Annotated in this window: 3 protein-coding genes; all 3 read right to left on the bottom strand. The window is 37.7% G+C overall.

Annotated features, from left to right (window positions below; all coding sequences use genetic code 11):
* Positions 1–502: 502 nt before the first annotated feature.
* The 3 genes from ACEN4N_RS11115 to ACEN4N_RS11105 are packed head-to-tail and all read right to left on the bottom strand — an operon-like array spanning position 503 to position 3532.
* Positions 503–1687 carry an ABC transporter substrate-binding protein gene (locus ACEN4N_RS11115; protein ID WP_407094243.1) on the bottom strand — a complete coding sequence of 395 codons (1185 nt, stop codon included), beginning with the start codon at positions 1685–1687 and terminating at the stop codon, positions 503–505.
* 18 nt (positions 1688–1705) lie between these two features.
* Complete coding sequence (locus ACEN4N_RS11110) at positions 1706–2461, bottom strand: 2-keto-4-pentenoate hydratase (protein ID WP_138404126.1); 756 nt, start codon at positions 2459–2461, stop codon at positions 1706–1708.
* A gap of 39 nt (positions 2462–2500) precedes the next feature.
* On the bottom strand, positions 2501–3532 hold the full coding sequence (locus ACEN4N_RS11105) for a branched-chain amino acid aminotransferase (protein WP_407090970.1): 1032 nt from the start codon (positions 3530–3532) through the stop codon (positions 2501–2503).
* Between the last annotated feature and the right edge of the window lie 496 nt (positions 3533–4028).

Below are 4028 nucleotides of genomic sequence, written 5' to 3'. Positions count from 1 at the left end.
GTTCCTCTATGGTAAGATGTGTGTAGCTCATAACAGACCTCCGTGTTTATGTTTTTGTCATTACTAACATTTTACACGAACCTGTTATGGGTTTCTTTATTTGTCGCACTTAATTTTACAATTCATCCTATAAAAAATAACAATTAATGGAGCGTAGTTTATATTTATTCTGAAATACACTACTTGACTATCTTTTTGGTAGAAATAAGTTTAGTTCATGAATAAATTGAGCGTGTCTCTGGTTGTCCACGTCCATAGGACCAGCATAAAATCTAAAACACGCATTGGTATTTTAAACGAATACTTGATTAACCAGAAACGCGCATTCCTATTTTAAACGAATACTAGTTTAGCTGGAAACGCGCATTCCTATTTTAAACGAGTTCTAGTTTAGCCAGAAACGCGCATTCGTATTTTAAGCGAATGCGCATTAACTGAGCTATTACAAAAATAACGAGTAAGCACAGTCAAATATGAACTGTACTTTCTCGTTTTTTTCTATTTATTCCACATTTACTTCTTGAGCATTAACAATTTCACCATTTTCTAGGGTAACCATAACGGCTGGTTTGACTGGGTTATGTTCTTCATTAATTGAGAATGTACCAGTCACTCCTTCGAAGTCGACAGTTTCAGCTAAAGCTTGGTTAACTGCGTCAGCCTCTGTTGATCCAGCTCTTTCGATACCATCAACTAAGAAAGCAATCGCATCATAACCTAAAGCAGCGAATGTATCTGGGGCTTTACCAAATTTTTCTTCATAGTCTGCGACAAAGTTATTAGATTTTTCGTTTTCTAAAGATGTGTCATAGTGAGTTGTATAGTGAACGTCATTTGTGTTTTCAGGTCCAGCTAATTCTACGAATGTATCACTCGCAAATCCATCTGCTCCAACCACTGGTGCTGTTACGCCAACTTCACGGAGTGCTTTGACTAATAAGCCTGTTTCTGTATAGTAACCAGGTACATAAATGGCATCGAATTCATGTCCTAAAACTGCTGTAGACAGTGATGAAAAGTCTGTATCACCTGAAGTATAAGCTTCAGTTGCAACAACAGTTCCTCCTTTAGCTTCATAAGCTTCAACGAAAGCGTCCGCTAGACCTAAAGAATAATCTAATGCGTTATCTACGATAAGAAGCGTGTTCTCAGCGCCAAGTGTATTATAAACATATTCAGCTCCGGCACGTCCTTGATATGAATCTTCATAGGCAACTCTAAATAAGTTCTCTACGGCTTCGCCGTTACTATCTAATGTCAGGCCATCTCCTGTCGTCGCTGGAAGGACATTTGGTTTATTATTTTCTTCGATTACAGGTTTTGCTGCATTAACAACTGCAGAAGCGTTTGGTCCAAAGACAGCAACAACGTCTTCATCATTCGCTAAACGTGTTTGTAAAGAAACTCCTTCGGTTGTATCTGTCTTATTATCTAAGACTACAAGTTCTAATGGGCGTCCATCTAATACTCCGCCTTCAGCATTCTTTTGTTCAACAAACAATTCAAAGGCTTCGACAGCGGGTACACTGTATGGTGCTGCGGGTCCTGTCAGTTCTAAGTTTACTCCTAGAACAACTGGTTCACCTGTTGCTTCTTGAGCACTCACACTGTTAGAGAATGGCATCGCTAAGGCACCGACTAAAGTTAAACCTGATAATAATAACTTACTTAATTTATTTAATTTCATTTTATTTTCCTCCGATTTTTATGGTTTGACAGTTAATTGAACGTCACCGACATTTTCATATTCAACGCGATAATTTCCCGCTTCTAATCTCTCTGGGAGCATAAATGTTCCTGATGAGACAAATCGACCAGCAGTTAATTTTTCCCCACGCTCTTCTAAGGCTTTGGCTAGCCATTTCACGGAATTAACTGGATGTCCTAATACTTCTTCAGAATTTCCTCGTTTGACTTCTTGATCGTTTAAATACAGAACTGCTTCGATATTTTTCACATCGTCATAACTGTATTGCTTGGCTTCTCCATAAACGACTGCCCCATTCACTGCACCATCTGCGATAACTTCATAGAAAGTTGTCTTAGGGAACCAGTCATCATAACGGCCATCGGGTACTTCAATCCCTGGGGCAACCAAACATTTTCTCATTACTTCCTCGTCTGTATCGTCGCCGTTAACATCTTCTTGAACTAAGAAGACTAACTCAGTTTCTAGAAGAGGTTCATTGTAATCAGTTAATGAAAGTGAAGCATCTTTTTTCACAGTGACATCGGTCATTTGTCCGAATAAAGGTGAGTCACTATTGAATAAATCTTGCGTTTCTTTACTCGTTAAACTGATTTTGTAACCTTGATGTTTTTCACCATTCTCTTCTTTCAGAGCAAGTACATCATCTTGTACTTGATAGGCTTCTTGAGTCGATTCGAAATTAAACTTCCCTTTTTCTAAAGGTGCGTTATCTCGGTAAGCTTTAAATAGTAATTCTGCTTTGTTTGTCATTTTTTATAATTCCTTTCTTTTAATCCAAGTCATCAACAATTAAAATTCAACTTTTTGAATCCAACCTTCGGGTCCTTCTTTTTCACCAAATTGGATTCCAGTTAATTCATCATAAAGGGCTCTAGTTAGTGGTCCGACTTCAGTTTCTGAATAGAAGACATGTTTCTTGTCGCCTTGAGTAATACTTCCAATCGGTGTAATCACTGCGGCTGTCCCCATAGCCCCTGCTTCTTTGTAGTGATCCAGTTGGTCAATAAAGACGTCACCTTCAAAAGTTTCTAAACCAAGCACATGTTCTGCTAAATGCAATAAAGAGTATTTTGTAATACTTGGTAAAATAGACGGTGATTTAGGTGTGACAAAGACATCATCTTCAGTAATAGCGAAAAAGTTCGCTGCCCCGACCTCTTCAATTTTTGTATGTGTTGCTGGGTCTAAGAAGATTGAATCCGCAAAGTTATGCACTTGAGCTTCTTTTCCCGCTTTAAAACTTGAGGCATAATTTCCTCCCACTTTAGCTGATCCGGTTCCTCTTGGTGCAGCTCGGTCATATTCACTGACCATGAAAGGTGCGGGTTGTAAACCGCCTTTAAAGTATGAACCGACAGGTGTAACATATATTCCGAATAAGGCTTCTGATGCCGGAGATACGCCGACGATATCACCGACTCCGATTAAGAATGGTCGAATGTAAAGCGTTGCACCTGTTCCATAAGGAGGAATCCACTCTTCGTTTGCACGGACGATTTCTTTTACCGCTTCAACAAACGCATCTTCTGGATACGGTGGCAACATCACTTGATCAGCTGAGCGTGCTAGTCGTTTCGCATTTTCATCTACTCTGAATAAATTTACTGAACCGTCTTTTGTTCTGTAGGCTTTGAGTCCTTCAAAACATTGTTGACCAAGATGTACTGCTGGTGAAGCTTCACTAATTGTGATTGTATTGGCCTCAACTACTTGGCCTCCATCCCATTTCCCATCTTTATAGTATGCTCTAAAACTCTTACCAGTATTTATGTATCCAAAACCTAATGTTTCCCAATTTAAATCTTGTGGTTTAACTGACATTTCCATTATTAATCTTCATTCCCTTTCCCAAAAAATTTTATTACAAAAAAAGCCTATTTAGATTAACTAATAATCTAAACAGGCTTTGACAGCTGTATATTAAAAAAGCGAGATAAAATCTGCCGCTCGTTTAGATTATTAGTCTATACGAGCAACAAAAAACTTTAGCACGCATAGATACAAACTTGAAAGTTTTTTTCGTGTTTGTATCTATACTGCGGATACAAACACTACCTAATAATGCTAATAATTGTAGCTAATTTAAATGTGTGTGTGCTAAAAGTTTTCATGTTATCTCTCTCCAAATATCTTTAGTAAATACAATTTATCATCATAAAATGAATTTGTCAACTACTTTCTAATTTAAATGGTTCTACAATAAATAGGGTTGCTGACAAAAATTAAAATGTCATCAACCCTATCTTTGTGTCTTCTAAAAGACGCAGATATTCGTTATATTAAAAGTACCACCAAATAACATAAGGAGAATATCTAC

It is taken from the genome of Ruoffia sp. FAM 20857 (assembly GCF_045528645.1).
Taxonomy (GTDB): Bacteria; Bacillota; Bacilli; order Lactobacillales; family Aerococcaceae; genus Ruoffia; species Ruoffia halotolerans.
The sequence above is the reverse complement of the archived record's forward strand: the minus strand, read 5'-3'. Positions and strand labels throughout refer to the sequence as shown.